Genomic DNA, 15240 nt, shown 5'->3' with positions numbered 1-15240 from the left:
CGTCCCGCTGGCCGGAACCCGGCGTCCGGCGTCTCGCGGTGCGGGAGCGTGGGCGCGTGGAGCTGCGGGTGGTGTCGGCGGACGGCGTGCGGTCGCACCCGGTCGACGACCTGCCCGGGCTGCTGCGCGGCCCCGGCCTCGTCTGGCTCGACGTGCCGACCTGGGGCGACGACGCGGACGGGTGCTGGCCGAGCAGCTCGGCCTGCACCCCCGGGCCGTGCGGGACTGCGCGAGCCGCAACCCGGTGCCCAAGGTCCACCGCTACGCCGACCACGTGTTCGTCGTCCTGCACGCGCCCGAGCGCGGCGCCCGCGGCCACGTGCACTACGTGGAGCTCGACCAGTTCGTCGGCCCCGGCTACGTCGTGACGGTGCACGGCCCGACGAACCCGGAGGTGCCCCCGGCGTCCGCCCTCGTCGAGACCGACGCCGTCCTGCGCAGGCTGGAGTCCGGACGGCTGCGGCCGGGTTCGCCCGCGGAACTGTCCTTCGCGATCGTCACGGCGCTGACCAACCGGCTGCGGGACTACCTGACCTCGCTCACCGAGGAGGTGTGGCGGCTCGAACGCACGGTCACCGGCGGGCACATGGGCGATCCCGAGCAGTTTTTCTACCGGACCCGGACGAACACCAAGATGGCGATCGCGGCCGAGCGGCTGGCCGTCATCGCGGCGGTGACGCTGCCCGTCACCGCGATCTCGTCGGTGATGGGGATGAACGTGATCGTCTCCGGGGAGACCCACGCCGGCATCCTGGCCGTGCTGCTGACCGGGATGGCGGTCATGTCGGTCACGCTGTTGGTCTGGGCGCGGCGCAAGGGCTGGTGGTGAGCCCCTCCGCTGGGCGGGAACCCCGTGCCGGAGCCCGGCGGCCGCGCGAGGCTGGTCGCCACGTAGCCGAGCTGGGGGTGGTCCGTGTCCGCCGAGTCCGCACTCGTGGTGCCCGAGGGGGTCAGCCGGGGCGGCGTGGCGCGCGCCGGGCTCCGCACCGCCGTCGCCACCGTGTGCCTGTCCGGCACCCTGGAGGACAAGCTCGCCGCGGCCGCGAAGGCCGGGTTCGACGGCGTCGAGATCTTCGAGCCGGACCTGGTCGCCTCGCCCTGGTCCCCCGCCGAGGTGCGCTCCCGCTGCGCCGACCTCGGCCTCTCGATCGACCTCTACCAGCCGTTCCGGGACTTCGACGCCGTCCCGCCCGAGGTCCTGGCGGCCAACCTGCGGCGGGCCGAGCTCAAGTTCGACGTCATGGAGCAGCTGGGCACGGACCTCGTGCTGGTCTGCTCGTCGGTCTCCCCCGACGCCGTCGACGACGACGACCTCGCCGCCGAACAGCTCCGGACGCTCGCCGGACGGGCCGCCGCGCGCGGGATGCGCGTGTCCTACGAGGCGCTGGCCTGGGGCCGGTTCGTCAACACCTACGAGCGCTCGTGGGACATCGTCCGGAAGGCGGACCATCCCGCGCTCGGCCTGTGCCTCGACAGCTTCCACATCCTCTCCCGCGGCTCCGATCCCGCGGGGATCCGGGACGTCCCCGCCGACAAGCTGTTCTTCCTGCAGCTCGCCGACGCCCCCTACCTGTCCATGGACGTCCTGCAGTGGAGCCGCCACCACCGGCTCTTCCCCGGCCAGGGCGCCTTCGACCTGCCGGACTTCCTCACCCACGTGCTCGCCGCCGGCTACCGGGGGCCGCTGTCGCTGGAGGTCTTCAACGACGTCTTCCGGCAGGCCGACCCGCTCCGCGCCGCCGTCGACGCGCACCGGTCCCTGCTCGCCCTGCAGGAGGCCACCCGCTCCCACGCCCCCGTCGCCGCACTCGCGGAGCCGGTGCTGCCCCCGATCCCCGCGCTGTCCGGGAACGCCTTCACCGAGATCGCGGTCGACGCGGACGCGGGCCCCTCGGTCGCGGACATGCTCGCCGCGCTGGGCCTCGGGCACGTCGCTCAGCATCGGAGCAAGCCCGTGCAGCTGTGGCGGCACGGGGCGGCGCGGATCCTGCTGAACACGTCCGCGGACCCGGGCGCGGCGGTTGCGGCGATCGGTGTCGAGACCGCGGACCCCGCCGCGTCCGCCGCCCGGGCCGAGGCGCTGTTCGCGCCCCTGCTCCCCCGGGCGCACGGCGCGGGCGAGGCGGACCTCCCGGCCGTCGAGGCCGCGGACGGGACGGCGATCTTCTTCTGCCACAGCGGGAGCGAACCGTCGAGCTGGCTCTCGGACTTCGCGCCCACCGGCGAGGGGGATCCGGAGGGGACGATCACCCACGTCGACCACGTCGCCCTGACCCAGCCCTACGACCACTTCGACGAGGCCGCGCTCTTCTACCGCTCGGTGCTCGGCCTGCAGACCCAGCACAGCTCCGAGATCGCGGCACCGTTCGGCCTGGTCCGGAACCGGACGGTCGCGGATCCGGCGCAGACGGTGCGGATCGGGCTGAGCGTGTCCGTCCTGCGCCGGGGCGAGGAGTGGGGCCCCCGGGTGAGCGATCCCCAGCACGTCGCGTTCGCCTCGACGGACGTCCTGGCCGCGGCCCGGGCCGTCCGGGCCGCGGGAGCACCGCTCGTGGACGTCCCGGACAACTACTACGACGACCTCGACGCCCGGCTGGCCCCGCCGCCGGACCTGCTCACGGACCTCCGCGAGACGGGCGTGCTGCTCGACCGGGACGCCCACGGCGAGTTCCTGCACTTCTACACCGCCGTGCTGGGCGGGCGGGTGTTCTTCGAGGTCGTCCAGCGGATCGGCGGGTACGCCGGCTACGGCGAGGCCAACTCGCCGGTCCGGATGGCCGCCCACAGACGGCAGCGGCTCGGTTCGGCGGGGAGGCCGCGATGAGCGGGCGGCGGCGGACGTCCCGGGCCCGGAAGCCCGTCCGCACCGCGAGGCCGGTCCCGCCCGAACGCCCGCGGCCGCCGCGTCCCGCGGCCACCGCGACGGCCGGCGGGCCGGTCGACGCGGACCTGCAGCCTAGGGACCGCGGCCCCGTCCGCGCCCTCGTCCGGGACCTCGTCGACGCCCGGCGGCGGCTGGTCGGGCTCTTCGCACCCGTGTTCGGCCTGTTCCTCATCACGACGTTCGGCCCGGCGTCCGACCTGCAGCACCAGCTGTGGCTGGGCAGCCTCGCGGCCCTCGCGGTGGTCGCCGTCGACGCCCTACTGCTCGGCCGGGCCACCACCGCGGCGGCGCGCGCGGCGTTCCCGGACGCCCAGGTCAGCGCACCCGCGACGACCTGGTACGCGTTCATGCGGGCGCACCGCCCGCGGAACACCCGCCGACCCGGGCCCCGGGTCCGCCCGGGCTCCTGACCCGGCTCCCGTCCCTCGTGGACGGGGCCGGCGGCCTCGATCGGAGGTAACCTGGGCGGGCCCGGAGTCCCCGGGTCCCGCCACACCGTCGCGCCGGCGTCCTCGGCTCCGGCCGTGCCCGGGCTCCGCCCGGGACGACGCCCCACCCGAGGAGGGCCTCGTGCCCGACACCACCATCCCTGTCGGCGGTCTGCGCGAGCGGCTCAGCGACCGGCTGCTCGCCGGCGGCGCCGAGATCGCCGTGGACCGCGAGCGCATGGCCCGCGAGATCGAGGCGGCGGCACCGGGCTCCCCCGCCACCGTCGCCGCGCTCGGGGCCCTGCGCGCTGCCGAGATCGTCGACTCCGCCGTCCTCTGGCTGTCCTGGCGCCTGCGACCGCGCACCATGGACGTCGGCGGCCACGCCTAGGAGAGACGGCTACACGTCGACCGGCCGGCCGGTCTGCGCCGCCTGCAGGACCGCGTCCACCACCCGCAGCGTCGTGAGGCCGTCCCGGCCGCTGACGATCGGCTCGGCCTCGCCCCGGATGACCGCGGCGAAGTGCTCGACCTGGTTCGCCAGCGGGTCGCTGCGCTCCAGCTCGACCGTGGCGTCCTCGTACGGCTCGTACCAGCTGTGCTTCCCCGGGAACGTCCGCAGCCGCATCGTCGGGATCGACAGCGAGCCGTCCGTCCCGGCGATGTGGTAGGCGTCCTCGTCGGGGTAGGTCGGGTAATCCGTGTTCTCCTTGGACGTCTGTTCCCAGCTCCGGGCGGAGGCCGCGGTGTCCGACAACAGGAAGGTGCCCAGCGCGCCGCCGGCGAAGGTGAAGATCATCGCGGCGGTGTCCTCGACGGGGAAGCCGCGCGTCGCGTTGGACGTCACGGCCTGGACCCGGACGACCTCGCCGACGAGGGACTGCAGGTTGTTCACCTCATGGATGAGGTTGAGCAGGATCGGCCCGCCGCCGGGCTCGCGGCGCCATCCGCCGCCGGCGTCGAAGTAGTCGTCCGGTTTGTGGAACATCGCGGTCCCGGTGACGGCGACGATCCGGCCGAGCACCCCGCTCGCGACGATCTCGCGCGCCTTCCGCATGATCGGGCTGTGCTGCCGGTGGTGGCCGGTCAGCACGGGTACCCCCGCCACCACCCCCGCCTCGACGAGCCGGGTGGCCCCCTCGACGGAGTCCCCGATCGGCTTCTCGACGATCACCGGCACGCCCGCCGCGACGCACTCCAGCCCACCGTCGACGTGCATCCGGTTCGGCGTCGCGAGGATGACCCCGTCCGGCCGGTCCGCGGCGAACATCTCCCCGAGCGAGCCGTACAGCGCGACGCTGTACTTGCCCGCCAGCTCCGGCCCCGCGGGCCCGGGATCGACGATCGACGCCAGCTCGGCGGACCCGCTCGCGTCGATCTCCTCGATGTGTCGCCGGCCGATCAGCCCGGCTCCGGCGACCGCGATCCGGGCCGTCACCGGTGGTTCTTCCTGCTGTCCGCCCGCGCGGGCAGCAGGAAGGACGCCACCAGGCCGAGCGCTCCCAGCCCCGCGAGGAGCCAGCCGAGCGGCTGGGCTCCCGCGGTGCCGGACGCGTCGAACCAGAGCGCGAGGAGGAGACCCAGCACGAGGGTCCCCCCGCTCATGACACGTTGCAGCATGACCTGCACCGTTCAGCCCTCCTGCGCCAGCTGCGCCAGGCCCTGCAGGGCCAGGACGTAGCCGAGGACGCCGAACCCGACGACGATCCCGCGGGCGACCGGGGAGATGAACGAGTGGTGCCGCCACTCCTCGCGGGCGTGCACGTTGGAGATGTGCAGCTCGATCACCGGCAGGCTCGCGCCCTCGATCGCGTCGTGCAGCGCCGCCGAGGTGTGGGTGAAGGCGCCGGGGTTGAAGACGGCGCCGATCGACCGCCCCGCCTTCACCTCGGCCCCGAACTCGTGCACCCAGTCGACCAGCTGCCCCTCGTGGTTGGACTGGCGGAACTCGACCTCGAGGCCGAGCTTGCCGCCCTCCTCCCGGCACATCTCCTCGACGTCGGTTAGGGTGGTCCGGCCGTACACCTCGGGCTTGCGGGTGCCGAGCAGGTTGAGGTTGGGGCCGTTGAGCACCAGGACGGACGTCATGCGCTTCCCTTCGCGGGTCGTTCAGGCGTGCGCTGCCGAGGTCAGACCGAGGCCCGCAGCCGGGTGTACTCGTCGGGGGGCACCGGGACCGCGTTCTTGTTGCCGAGGTCGTTGAGGTGCACCCGGAAGGTCTCCCGGGCGGTGAAGCACGCGATCGCCGCGATGATCGCCAGCCCGAACGTGATGCTCCCGACGGTCCAGACGACGTCGCCCTCGATCGCGTCGGCCGCCGCCCGGCAGGTCTCGCCGGAGGGCAGGACGACGTCCGGGGCGAACTTCTTGTTCACGACGCACGCGCTCGGCGTGGGTCCGACGAGGGCGGCGTAGATCGTCGGCAGGAACGCGGTGATCAGCGTGCCGATGTTCTGCGACACGGCGAACGCGGTCACCCGGGTCTTGGTCGGGAAGAGCTCCTGGTAGAACGCCGGGAACACGGCGTTGTAGCCCTGGTAGACGATGCCCCACATCAGGATCGCGAACAGGAACGCCATGGCGAAGTTCGCCTGGGCGACGTAGTACAGGTAGGCGTAGCCGAGCGCACCCGACCCGAGGGCGCCGACGATGAAGACCGGCCGGCGCCCGATCTTGTCCGACAGGTTGCCCACGAACGGGATCAGGAGCACGGCGACCACGTTGCCGGCCACCGAGATCCAGAGGTAGTTCGTGGACGTCAGCCCGACGCCGTAGCCCGCGTTGGTCGCGAAGGTGGCACCGAAGACGGTCACCGCCGTCGGGATGGCGTTCATCAGGGCCATGCAGGCCACGCGCACCATGTCGATGCCGTTCTCCTTCACGGCCTGGACGATCGGGGCCGCCGGGATCTCCCCGTGCTCGGCCTCCTCCTGGAAAGCCGGGGTCTCGTCGACCCGGCGCCGGATGATGTAACCCGCCACGACGACCAGCGCGCTGAGCAGGAACGGGATCCGCCAGCCCCAGGTGGTGAACGCGTCGGTCGACATGACGGCGGACAGCGGGAGGAACACCGCGGCGGCGATGATCTGGCCGGCCTGGACGCCCTGCAGCGTGAAGCTGCCGAAGTAGCCGCGCCGCCCGAACGGCGCGTGCTCGAGGATCATCGCGCTCGCCCCGGAGATCTCCCCGCCGACCGCGAAGCCCTGGATCAGCCGCAGCGCCACGAGCAGGATCGGCGCCCACACCCCGGCCACCGCGTAGGTGGGCAGCAGCGCGACGAGGAACGTCGAGGCGCCCATCAGCAGCATGCACAGCACCAGCACGTTCTTACGACCGTGCGTGTCGCCCCAGTGCCCCAGCACGAAGGCGCCGATGGGACGCGCGACGTAGCCGACGCCGAACGTCGCGAACGACGCGACGATGGCGACCTGCGGGTTGTTCGACGGGAAGAAGATGAGGGGGAAGACCAGTGCGGCTGCCTGGGCGTAGATGAAGAAGTCGTAGTACTCCAGCGCGCTGCCGATCCAGCCGCTCGCCGCGGCCTTCTTCGGCGTCTTGGCGTGCGCTGTCGGCTCTCCCGAGCCGGGCGGCTCGATGATCTGGTCGCTCACGTTTCCTCCTGACGGCGGAGCCCGGGGTCGTGCTGCGGGCGGTGGGGGAAGTGCATCGCCTGCGGTTGGCGCAGGTCAACGGGCCGGACGGCGGTTTCCGCTGGACGGCAGTCCTCGTCCGGAGGCGGCTCGGCGGCCTGCCGGAACGTGATGATGCGGTGGCCGCGGTTGTTCGAGAACGTGAGCGCGCGGGCCCAGGTGTACAGCGTGCCGAGGCGGTTTCCCCAGCCGATCAGGTAGAGGACGTGGATGAAGCCCCACATCGTGTAGCCGATCACCCCGGTGAACTTCATGCCGAACGCGTCCGCGACCGCCGAGCGATGGCCGATCGTCGCCATGCTCCCCTTGTCGAAGTACTCGAAGGGCTCGACGCGCTCGTCGCCGGCCAGCCGGGCCTTGATCACCTTGCCGACGTACTTCCCCTCCTGCATCGCCGGCTGGGCGACGCCCGGGAGCTTGTTAAGCGACACCATGTCCCCGACGGCGAACACCTCCGGATGCCCGGGCAGCGTGCAGTCCGGGTTCACCGGGATGCGTCCGGCCCGGTCCGTCTCGAGCCCCGCACGCTCGGCGAGCTGTTTCGCCAGCGGCGAGGCCTGCACACCCGCCGCCCAGATCCGGGTCCGGGTCCGGATGGTCTCCGGCCCGTCGGGGCCCTTCACCGTCACCGACACGTCGTCCATGTCCGTCGCGAGGGTGTTCAGCCGGATCTCGACGCCCATCTCCTCCAGCCGCTCCCGCGTGTAGCGCTGGAGCTTCTCGTCGAAGGGACCGAGGACGGCCCCGGCGCCCTCCAGGAGCAGGATCCGGGCCTCCCGGGTGTCCACGGACCGGTAGTCCTGCGGCAGGACCTTGTGCGCCAGCTCGGCCACCTGCCCCACGAGCTCGACGCCGGTGGGCCCGGCCCCGATCACCACGAACGTGAGCCACTCGGCCCGTTCCTCCGGGTCGGTGCACAGCTCGGCCGTCTCGAAGGCGACGAGGATCCGGTCCCGCAGGTGACGGGCGTCCTCGATGGTCTTCATACCGGGCGCGTACCGGGCGAACTCGTCCCGGCCGAAGTAGGAGTGGGTGGCGCCGCCGGCCACGACGAGGGTGTCGTACGGCAGCTCGACGAAGTGGTCGGCGGGGCCCTCCGCGCGGACGACCCTGTTCTCCAGGTCGAGGTCGGTGACCTCGGCCAGCAACGCCCGCGCGTTCCGTTGCTTCCTGATCACGCTGCGCAGCGCCGGGGCGATCAGTCCAGGCGGCAGGATACCGGCCGCGACCTGGTAGAGCAGCGGCTGGAAGAGGTGGTGGTTGGCCCGGTCCACGACGGTCACGTCGACGTCGGCGTGGGCCAGGGAGCGGACCGCGTTCAGGCCGCCGAACCCGCCGCCGACCACGACGACCCGGTGCCGCTGCTGCTCGCTGGTGGTCATGGGGCGTTCTCCTCGTGGTCGGCGGGGCGCCAGACGAAGACCCCGTCCGGGCGGCGGCCGCGCTCCAGGACGCCCCGGGTCTCGTGGTGGGCGAGGTAGGCCAGGATCTCGGCCATCGCGAAGTGGCGCTGGGCGCCGGTGAGCGCCTGCCGGAACACCGTCCCGGTGATGTCGGTGACCGTGCGCGGCCGCTCCTCGACGAGCTCCCGGACCTGCGCCAGCCGGCGCCGCTTGTTCCCGGCGATCGATGCCGCGCGGCGGGCCCCGTCGCGGAAGGGCGGGCCGTGCCCCGGCAGGACGAGGTCCGGCGCCAGCGCCTCGACCCGCTCCAGCGAGTCCAGGTAGGCGCCCATCGGGTCCCGGGCGAAGCCGCGCTCGAACGTCACCGGCGGGGACACGACCTGCAGCAGGTGGTCCCCGGAGCACAGCACGCGATCGGCCGCCGACCAGAGACAGACGTGCCCGTCGGAGTGGCCGGGCGTGTGCACGACCTCCCAGCTCCGGTCCCCCGCGGTGATCCGTTCCCCACCGGTGAGCATCCGGTCGGGCCTGCCGATCGACGGCATGACGGGCATCCAGTCCCGCAGCCCCACGGAGCTCTCGGTGAGCTCGGGGCCGTAGAGGCCGTGGTCGGCGAGCATCAGCATCCGCCGGTCCACCGCCTCGTCGGGGTCGGCGTACTTGTCGAGGTCCAGCCGGGTGTCGCGGTGCATCCAGAGCTCGCCGCCGCTGCGCCGCACGACCTCCCCGGCCAGGCCGAAGTGGTCGATGTGGGCGTGGGTGACGACCAGCAGCGCGATGTCCTCCAGCCGCCGGCCGCAGGCCGCGAGCGCCGCCTCGATCGCGGCGGTGCCGTCCGGGCCCGGGTCCCCGTCGGGTGTCGTGGCGGCCGCGATCCCGCAGTCCACCAGCACGTCACCGGTGCCGGCGGACCCGCGCAGCAGGTACGCGCCGACCGTCGGGACGCCGTGGATGCCGAGCGGCAGGGCGAGCCGGTGCACCCCCGGCGCCACCTCGGTGACGTCGGGGGCGCTCACGGCGTGCACCGCTCAGGCCTTGATCTGCGAGACCGCGCGGAGCTCCTCGGGCGTCGCCGTGCCGAACCCGAAGAACTCGACGTAGGCCGGGATCATCTCGAACAGCATGTCCGAGCCGACCTGGATGGGGCAGCCCTTGGCCTGTGCGGCCGCGAGGAACGGCGTGATCGTCTGCTTCATCACGACCTCCCCGACGAAGGTCGTCGGGGCGATCCGGTCGACGTCGCACGGCAGCGGGTCGCCGTCGTTCATCCCGAGCGGCGTGGCGTTGACGACGAGGTCGTAGCCGTCCGGGTCCTTCGAGCCGACGGTGACGGTGATGTCCGGGTACTGGTCGGCGAGCCGGCCGGCGAGCGCCTCCGACGCGGAGGAGTTCGGGTCGAACAGGCCGATCTCGCCGACGCCGGCCCCCGCGAGCGACGCGGCGATCGGCGACCCCACCCCGCCGTTCCCCACGACCAGCACCCGCTTCCCGGCGAGGGGGAATCCCTTGCGTTCCACGCCCCGGACGAAGCCGGCGCCGTCGAACTGGTCGCCCAGCAGCGTGCCGTCCTCCCGGCGCAGGATCGCGTTCGCCGCCCCGGCCACGGTCGCGACCGGGCTCAGCTCGTCCACCAGCTCGCAGGTGACCACCTTGTGCGGCATCGTCACCAGCGCGCCGCGGATGTTCGTCAGGCCGAACAGCCGGGGCAGCGTCTCGCGGTAGTCCTCCGCCTTCACCCCCATCGGCACCACCACGGCGTCGATGTCGTTCTTCTCGAACCACGGGTTGTAGATGAGCGGCGCCTTGAACGCGAACGTGGGATAGCCGATGTGGGCGATCAGGGTCGTGGTTCCGCTGATCACGACAGGCTCAGCGCTTCATCTGGTCGCGCATGACCCCGAACACGACCTCGGAGGTCTCGCGGACGAAGTTGGCGTGCGTGCTGGCCAGGGTTCCCGCCCAGTCCGCACCGGTGCCCTTCGCCGCCTGCTCCTCGAGGTCCAGCATGTTCTTCAGGACGCGCTCGTAGCCCTCCAGCCAGGCCAGTCCGTTGGACTTCGCCTGCTCCATGACCCGCTCGCTGAGCTCGCGGACCCGCTGGGTGGCCGCTTCGACCTGGCCACTGACGTCCGGTGTGCTGGTCATGCCGGCTCCTCCTGGTTCTGCCTGGTTCCTTGCTGCGTTCCGGTGGTGTCCCACTGCGCGACGCCCATTCCCGTGATCCACGGGTGGACGGGCTCGTAGGCCAGCGTCGTCGACGTCAGCGGCGCCATCGCTCCCGCGACCGCGAGCCAGCTTCGCATCTCGTGGTTCCCGTTGCCCGCCAGCTCGATCTCGCTGTCCGGCATGTCCAGGATCTGCTCGACCTCGCCGCGCTCGAGCCGTTCGAGGAACCACCGGTCGTGGTCCTCGACGATGTCGCCGACGCGGGGGTTACCGATGAAGTGCGACAGGCCGCCGGCCCCGACGACCGCGACCCGCTGCAGCCCGGTGTAGGAGCGGATCGCGTCCCCGAGCTGCTTGCCGAACTCGTAGGCCCGGCGCACCGGCATGAGCGGCGGGACCGCGCAGTTCTGCACGATCGGCACGAGCGGCAGCTTCATCTCGTTGTCGAGCTCGTAGTAGACGGTCATGATCCCGTGGTCCAGCTCGAGCTGGTGGGAGAACGCGGGATCGAAGCCGTGGTCGAGGGTGTAGCGCGCGATGTGGTTCGCCAGGCCCTCGTGGCCGGGGATCCACACCTTGTCGATCGGCAGCCACTCCTCCGTCGGGCCCCAGTTCTTCTCCCCGACCCCGATGCAGATCTGCGGGAAGTTCTCCAGGAAGAAGTTGGTGAAGTGCTCGTTGGAGAGGACGACGCACGCCTGCACGCCGCGCTCGACCGCCTGGTCCTTCAGGTACTCCAGGGCCCCGAAGAAGTTCTTCCGCTGCGCCTCCGGCGCCGCCATCCTCGCCGAGGACATCATCGGCGCGTGCGAGGCGCAGTACGCCAGGACTATCTCTGCCACCGGCCCCTCCTCTCCTCCGTCTCCCCGAACGGCTCGAGGATCTTGCGGTAGTCGTCGCGCGCGAACCCGGCGGCGCGGCAGAACCTGTTGAGCAGGACCTGGTGCAGGCCGAGCTGGTAGAGCCCGGCCACGTCGCGGTCCACGAACGCCTTGCGCTCGTCGACGCTGAGCTCGTAGACGGTGTCGTCGAAGTTCAGCCGGCCGTCGACGTCGGTGCCGCTGTTCACCTCACCGGCGCGGACCCAGTCGTACACGCATCGATGCAGCTGGTAGAGACTCATCGCTCTCCTCCTGATGGCTCCGACCGCAGATTCGCACGCGCGCCCGGCTCCCCACACGGCTCCGTGCCCGTCTTCCGACCAGTGAGAGGACGTGGTGGCCCCGCGGCCCGGCGGCGACAGTGGGTCGGCCCGGCTTCGGGGGACGAGGGGGATCACGGATGGGGCTCAACGGTTCACAGCAGGCACCGGCCGCGGCGGTGACGGCCCCGACGGCCGGTGCGATCGACGTCCACGCGCACGCCATGCCGCTGCCGCTGCTCGAGCGCCTCGCCGAGCGCGGCCTGGCGGACCTGACCGGGGTACCGGACGGCGTCGTGCGGCTGGATCCGCGGGTGAGCGGGGTCGGGCCGCGGGCATCGCTGCCGCTGGCCCGGTCCCAGTACGACGTCGACGTCCGGCTCTCCGAGATGGATGCGGTCGGGGTGGAACGGCACGCGGTGTCGTTGCCGCCCTTCCTCTTCTGCTCCACCGCGGACGAGCGGCGCTTCGCCGCCGACATCGTGGCGCAGGGCAACGACGAGCTCGTCGGGTACGTCGCGGACGCCCCGGACCGGCTGCTGGGCCTGGGCTCGGTCCCGCTGGGCTGGCCGGAGGCCGCCGGCGAGGCCCGCCGGGCGCTGGACGACCTCGGCCTCGCCGGCATCGCGATCGGCAGCCGCGGCGGCGGCCGGGACCTCGACGACCCCGTCAACGACGACCTGTGGGCGCTGCTGTCCGAGCGCCGCACCTTCGTGTTCCTGCACCCCAGCGGCGTCCCGGACCCGCACCGGCAGGCCGACTTCTGGCTCCCGCAGCTCGTCGGGTACCCGATGGAGACCGCGCTCTCGGTGGCGCGCCTGGTCTTCGGCCGGGTCCTCGAACGGTTCCCGCTGAACCTGTGCCTCGCCCACGGCGGCGGCTGCCTGCCGGCGCTGCGCGGGCGCCTGGACATGGGCTGGGAGCGCAAGGACGTCGCCCGCACGACCCGGGTGAAGCCGAGCGAGTTCACCGACCGGCTCTACTACGACACCGCGGTGTTCGACCCCACGCGGCTGCGCCGCCTCGTGGAGGACGTCGGCGCGGGGCACGTCCTGCTCGGGACGGACCATCCCTTCGAGCTCGGGGACCGGGCGCCCCTGGACACGGTGCGCGGCCTCGGCCTGGACCGGGAGTCGACGCGGGCGATCCTGTGGGACAACGCGGCCGGGCTGCTGGGGTTGCAGGTCGCGCACTGACGGGGCGGTAGGCAGGTCGGGGTCAGGGCCGCTCCGGCGGCCGCCACATGCTGGTGGCCGCACCCTCGACGTCCGCCCAGGTCTTCGCCCACTCGTGCAGCGGCCGCAGGCTCGCCTCGAGCGCCGCGAGCTGCTCGTCGAACGCCGTGAGCTGGGTGCACAGCGCCTGCACCTGGGCACGGCGGGCACCCAGGTCGGCGAGGACGCCCTGCAGCTGGTGGGCCGATGCGGTCGCGGGGGGCAGCGGCATCGGCGACCCCGCGCCGGCCAGGGCGGCCGCCGGCGGCTTCGGCATCCCCGGCATCCCCGGGAGCCCCGGCCAGCCCGTCATCATCCGGTCCGCCGCGTCCCGCAGCTGCTGGGCGAACGCGGTGACCGGGTTCTCCGGGCCGGTCCTGTCCCGTTGCTCGTCGTCTGCCATCTCACCCCTCCACGGACATCAGGCCCAGGATCTCCACGCGCCAGTCGGCGTAGGAGTCGCCGGCGTACCCGTCGGCCCGGTGGCCGCTGGCCGGCCGCCGCCCCGACGCCGTCTGCGCGATCTCCTCCGCAGACGTACCCGACTCGAGCACGCTCACCCGCAGCCCCTCCGGTCCGTCGGCCCGCGAGGCGTGGCCCAGGATCCGGACGAGCGCCGCGCGGGCCGCCACGTCGTCGTCGGTCGAGACCTCGGGCGGCAGCACCCCCAGGACGAACGTGAGGCGCGCGTCCGGGGTGAGGCACGGAATCGCGGCGGACACCGCCGGGAAGCGGGCCAGCACGCCGTCGGCGAAGAAGTGGTGGACGCGCTGCACGACACTGCCGCCCTGGACATCGAAGGCCGCGGGCAGTTGGACGTAGCCGTCGAACGCACCCGGCCCGGCCTCCTCGCAGGCCTTCGGGACGTCCGCGAGGTCGTCGACCTCGACGGCCGTCGCGCCGTTCTCGCGCAGCGCGGCGGCCACGTCCGACACGAGCTCGGCGATGCCGGAGACCAGGAAGTGGGGCATGGGTGTTCCCTTCGTCGGTACGGGTCAGATCCTGCGATCCGGGGCGTAGAGCCAGTTCTGCGGCAGCCGGGCCGCGCGCGGCATCACCAGCCAGGTCATCAGCGCCGTCACCGGGACCGACACGGCGGCGGTCCGCGCCGGCAGCGCCCAGTGCGCCACCGACCAGCCGTAGGCCAGCGCGAGCAGCACGTTCAGCAGGTAGATGCCCGCCGCGGAGACGACGAACATCTTCCAGCGGGGCGGCGCCGGAGCGGTCCGCCCGGGCAGGGCGAACCACGTCTCGAGACCGCTGATCCGGTGGACGTCCGTGGAGTGCACGAGCTCCTCCCCCGCGTCGAGCACCGAGCGGCGTTCCGGCGAGGACTCCCACCCGGCGAGGTGCGCGGGGCTGTCGAACCGGAAGACGACGTGCCAGGGCTCGCCGAGGTGCCCGGGCCGGGGCATCCCCGCGCCGAGGTACCCGGGGAAGGTGGACACGGTCGCGGTCAGCCCCGCGCTCCACTCCTCGAAGTCCGCCTCACGGCCCGGGGCGACCCTGCGCGCGACCGTCACGGTGACGGGCTCGGCACCGGTTGCGGGCACCTCAGCCGACCTCCGCCTCCCAGTCGCGCTGCTCCAGCGAGTCCCGGATGTGCATGAGGAACAGCGAGGCCGTCGAGCCGTCGAACGCCCGGTGATCGTAGACCAGCCCGATGATCCCGGTCGGATGGATGGCGATCATGTCTCCGACCGCCACCGGACGCCGCTTCACGCCGTCGGTGCAGAGGATCCCGGTGTTCGGCTGGTTGATGATCGGCGCCGACGCCCAGCTCGCGAACGGGCCGGGGTTGGTGATCGTGAACGTCGACCCGGTCATGTCCGCCATGCCCAGCTTCTTGCCCCGCGCCGCCGCGGCCATCGACGTGATGCCCTTGGCGATCCCCCGCATGTTGAGCCCGTCGGCGTCCTTGAGCACCGGGACGACGAGGCCCTGCTGGTCCAGGTCCACCGCGATGCCGAGGTTGACGTACGGGTGCAGCGTCATCGCCTTCGCCTCGATGTCGATCGAGGAGTTGACGGTGGGGTACGCCCGGAGCGCGTCGACGACGGCCCGGGAGATGAAGGGCAGGTAGCTCAGCGACGAGCCCGTCTCCTTCCTGAACCGGTCCTTGTGCTTCCTGCGGACCTGCTCGACGTTGTCGAAGTCGACCTCGACCGACGTCCAGACGGACGCGGTGGCGGTCTGGGACGCCTTCATCCCCGCCGCGACGGCGAGGCGCATCCGCGAGAGCTGGACCACCTCGTCGCGGGCGTCGGTGGGCACGGCGGGGGTGGTGGCGGCAGCCGGTTTCGGTGCCGTCGGGGCCGGTGCGGCGGCGGCCGCGGCGACCGGGGCCGCCGCCG

The 15240-nt window shown here is 72.7% G+C and carries 19 protein-coding genes; 5 read left to right on the top strand and 14 right to left on the bottom strand.

The annotated features are described in order from the left end of the window. The first annotated feature begins 181 nt into the window (after nucleotides 1-181). The 4 genes from JWP64_RS08225 (at nucleotide 182) to JWP64_RS08210 (ending at nucleotide 3703) form a co-directional block, all read left to right on the top strand. The gene (locus JWP64_RS08225; protein ID WP_297494121.1) at nucleotides 182-829 is read left to right on the top strand and encodes a CorA family divalent cation transporter; all 648 of its coding nucleotides are present in this window, start codon (nucleotides 182-184) and stop codon (nucleotides 827-829) included. Nucleotides 830-1000: 171 nt separating this feature from the next. Continuing rightward, nucleotides 1001-2824, top strand: coding sequence for a sugar phosphate isomerase/epimerase and 4-hydroxyphenylpyruvate domain-containing protein (locus JWP64_RS08220; RefSeq protein ID WP_297494166.1), 1824 nt, complete (start codon nucleotides 1001-1003; stop codon nucleotides 2822-2824). Then, the gene (locus JWP64_RS08215; RefSeq protein ID WP_297494119.1) at nucleotides 2821-3294 is read left to right on the top strand and encodes a DUF3043 domain-containing protein; all 474 of its coding nucleotides are present in this window, start codon (nucleotides 2821-2823) and stop codon (nucleotides 3292-3294) included. The genes JWP64_RS08220 and JWP64_RS08215 overlap by 4 nt, the downstream gene beginning before the upstream one ends. A gap of 160 nt (nucleotides 3295-3454) precedes the next feature. Further along, on the top strand, nucleotides 3455-3703 hold the full coding sequence (locus JWP64_RS08210) for a hypothetical protein (protein ID WP_297494117.1): 249 nt from the start codon (nucleotides 3455-3457) through the stop codon (nucleotides 3701-3703). Nucleotides 3704-3712: 9 nt separating this feature from the next. On the opposite strand, the gene JWP64_RS08205 is transcribed toward JWP64_RS08210, so the two are convergent. The 10 genes from JWP64_RS08205 to JWP64_RS08160 are packed head-to-tail and all read right to left on the bottom strand — an operon-like array spanning nucleotide 3713 to nucleotide 11654. Further along, complete coding sequence (locus JWP64_RS08205; protein ID WP_297494115.1) at nucleotides 3713-4750, bottom strand: Gfo/Idh/MocA family oxidoreductase; 1038 nt, start codon at nucleotides 4748-4750, stop codon at nucleotides 3713-3715. Continuing rightward, the gene (locus JWP64_RS08200) at nucleotides 4747-4932 is read right to left on the bottom strand and encodes a hypothetical protein (RefSeq protein ID WP_297494113.1); all 186 of its coding nucleotides are present in this window, start codon (nucleotides 4930-4932) and stop codon (nucleotides 4747-4749) included. Before JWP64_RS08200 ends, JWP64_RS08205 begins: the two co-directional genes overlap by 4 nt. A gap of 12 nt (nucleotides 4933-4944) precedes the next feature. Then, a complete protein-coding gene (aroQ, locus tag JWP64_RS08195; RefSeq protein ID WP_297494111.1) occupies nucleotides 4945-5400 on the bottom strand; it encodes a type II 3-dehydroquinate dehydratase in 456 nt (151 codons plus the stop codon). 41 nt (nucleotides 5401-5441) lie between these two features. Continuing rightward, entirely contained in the window at nucleotides 5442-6923 is a 1482-nt protein-coding gene (locus JWP64_RS08190; protein WP_297494109.1) for an MFS transporter, read from the bottom strand. After that, complete coding sequence (locus JWP64_RS08185; RefSeq protein ID WP_297494107.1) at nucleotides 6920-8344, bottom strand: NAD(P)/FAD-dependent oxidoreductase; 1425 nt, start codon at nucleotides 8342-8344, stop codon at nucleotides 6920-6922. Before JWP64_RS08185 ends, JWP64_RS08190 begins: the two co-directional genes overlap by 4 nt. Beyond that, nucleotides 8341-9381, bottom strand: coding sequence for an MBL fold metallo-hydrolase (locus tag JWP64_RS08180; RefSeq protein WP_297494105.1), 1041 nt, complete (start codon nucleotides 9379-9381; stop codon nucleotides 8341-8343). Before JWP64_RS08180 ends, JWP64_RS08185 begins: the two co-directional genes overlap by 4 nt. 12 nt (nucleotides 9382-9393) lie before the next feature. After that, nucleotides 9394-10227, bottom strand: a complete 834-nt coding sequence (locus JWP64_RS08175) for a ThiF family adenylyltransferase (RefSeq protein ID WP_297494103.1) — start codon at nucleotides 10225-10227, stop codon at nucleotides 9394-9396. A 7-nt stretch (nucleotides 10228-10234) separates the two neighbouring features. Beyond that, nucleotides 10235-10510, bottom strand: coding sequence for a hypothetical protein (locus JWP64_RS08170; RefSeq protein ID WP_297494101.1), 276 nt, complete (start codon nucleotides 10508-10510; stop codon nucleotides 10235-10237). Further along, the gene (locus tag JWP64_RS08165) at nucleotides 10507-11373 is read right to left on the bottom strand and encodes a hypothetical protein (protein ID WP_297494100.1); all 867 of its coding nucleotides are present in this window, start codon (nucleotides 11371-11373) and stop codon (nucleotides 10507-10509) included. Before JWP64_RS08165 ends, JWP64_RS08170 begins: the two co-directional genes overlap by 4 nt. Continuing rightward, nucleotides 11361-11654 (bottom strand): hypothetical protein, encoded by a 294-nt coding sequence (locus tag JWP64_RS08160; protein ID WP_297494098.1) that lies wholly within the window; start codon nucleotides 11652-11654, stop codon nucleotides 11361-11363. The genes JWP64_RS08165 and JWP64_RS08160 overlap by 13 nt, the downstream gene beginning before the upstream one ends. Before the next feature lie 158 nt (nucleotides 11655-11812). Here JWP64_RS08160 and JWP64_RS08155 point away from each other — a divergent pair, with 158 nt between their 5' ends. Next, a complete protein-coding gene (locus JWP64_RS08155) occupies nucleotides 11813-12868 on the top strand; it encodes an amidohydrolase family protein (protein WP_297494096.1) in 1056 nt (351 codons plus the stop codon). A 22-nt stretch (nucleotides 12869-12890) separates the two neighbouring features. On the opposite strand, the gene JWP64_RS08150 is transcribed toward JWP64_RS08155, so the two are convergent. From JWP64_RS08150 to JWP64_RS08135, 4 genes are all read right to left on the bottom strand, one after another. Continuing rightward, on the bottom strand, nucleotides 12891-13289 hold the full coding sequence (locus JWP64_RS08150; protein ID WP_297494094.1) for a hypothetical protein: 399 nt from the start codon (nucleotides 13287-13289) through the stop codon (nucleotides 12891-12893). 1 nt (nucleotide 13290) lies between these two features. Beyond that, nucleotides 13291-13857: a hypothetical protein gene (locus JWP64_RS08145; protein ID WP_297494092.1), complete on the bottom strand. Its 567-nt coding sequence runs from the start codon at nucleotides 13855-13857 to the stop codon at nucleotides 13291-13293. A 24-nt stretch (nucleotides 13858-13881) separates the two neighbouring features. Continuing rightward, a complete protein-coding gene (locus tag JWP64_RS08140; RefSeq protein WP_297494090.1) occupies nucleotides 13882-14439 on the bottom strand; it encodes an antibiotic biosynthesis monooxygenase in 558 nt (185 codons plus the stop codon). Between the two features lies 1 nt (nucleotide 14440). Beyond that, the coding region (locus JWP64_RS08135) for a 2-oxo acid dehydrogenase subunit E2 (protein ID WP_297494088.1) at nucleotides 14441-15240 on the bottom strand (800 nt) is incomplete at its 5' end.

The sequence above is a fragment of the Pseudonocardia sp. genome (assembly GCF_025465255.1).
Taxonomy (GTDB): domain Bacteria; phylum Actinomycetota; class Actinomycetes; order Mycobacteriales; family Pseudonocardiaceae; genus Pseudonocardia.
The sequence above is the reverse complement of the archived record's forward strand: the minus strand, read 5'-3'. Positions and strand labels throughout refer to the sequence as shown.

Coding starts and splice junctions, on each gene's coding strand:
- JWP64_RS08215 (WP_297494119.1), top strand. CDS start 2,821: ATGAGCGGGCGGCGGCGGACGTCCCGGGCCCGGAAGCCCGTCCGCACC.
- JWP64_RS08200 (WP_297494113.1), bottom strand. CDS start 4,932: ATGCTGCAACGTGTCATGAGCGGGGGGACCCTCGTGCTGGGTCTCCTC.
- aroQ (WP_297494111.1), bottom strand. CDS start 5,400: ATGACGTCCGTCCTGGTGCTCAACGGCCCCAACCTCAACCTGCTCGGC.
- JWP64_RS08185 (WP_297494107.1), bottom strand. CDS start 8,344: ATGACCACCAGCGAGCAGCAGCGGCACCGGGTCGTCGTGGTCGGCGGC.
- JWP64_RS08170 (WP_297494101.1), bottom strand. CDS start 10,510: ATGACCAGCACACCGGACGTCAGTGGCCAGGTCGAAGCGGCCACCCAG.
- JWP64_RS08160 (WP_297494098.1), bottom strand. CDS start 11,654: ATGAGTCTCTACCAGCTGCATCGATGCGTGTACGACTGGGTCCGCGCC.
- JWP64_RS08155 (WP_297494096.1), top strand. CDS start 11,813: ATGGGGCTCAACGGTTCACAGCAGGCACCGGCCGCGGCGGTGACGGCC.
- JWP64_RS08150 (WP_297494094.1), bottom strand. CDS start 13,289: ATGGCAGACGACGAGCAACGGGACAGGACCGGCCCGGAGAACCCGGTC.
- JWP64_RS08145 (WP_297494092.1), bottom strand. CDS start 13,857: ATGCCCCACTTCCTGGTCTCCGGCATCGCCGAGCTCGTGTCGGACGTG.